We start from the raw sequence: 510 nt of genomic DNA, 5'->3' as shown, positions 1-510 counted from the left end.
GGCCGTCACGGTGCGGTGACCAAGGAAGACATCGTCAACTWCGCCCGCAACGGCGGCGCCGGCAAGGCCGGTGGCGCACGTCCGGAAGAACGCGTGCCGATGACCCGCATCCGCAAGCGCATCGCCGAGCGCCTGATGCAGTCCAAGAACAGCACGGCCATGCTGACCACCTTCAACGAGGTCGACCTGTCCAAGGTCTCGGCCGCGCGCAAGGATCTGCAGGACGAGTTCGTCAAGGCCCATGGCATCAAGCTGGGCTTCATGAGCTTCTTCGTGAAGGCCGCCGCCAATGCGCTGCAGCGCTTCCCGCTGGTCAATGCCTCGATCGACGGCGATGACGTCATCTATCACGGCTACTCGGATATCTCGATCGCCGTGTCGACCGACAAGGGTCTGGTGACCCCGGTGCTGCGCAACGTCGAGCGCATGTCCTTTGCCGACATCGAGAAGACCATCGCCGACTACGCCAAGAAGGCCCGTGACGGCAAGCTGAGCCTGGAAGAACTGCAG

Annotated in this window: 1 protein-coding gene; it reads left to right on the top strand. The window is 63.5% G+C overall.

The features are described from left to right. Positions 1 to 510, top strand: a 510-nt coding sequence (locus ACXJKJ_RS32370) for a 2-oxo acid dehydrogenase subunit E2 (protein ID WP_457395866.1), incomplete at both ends; no start/stop codon positions are given.

The sequence above is a fragment of the Roseateles sp. P5_E1 genome (assembly GCF_054049335.1).
Note: the sequence above shows the minus strand (reverse complement) of the source record. Positions and strands in the feature narration are given on the sequence as shown.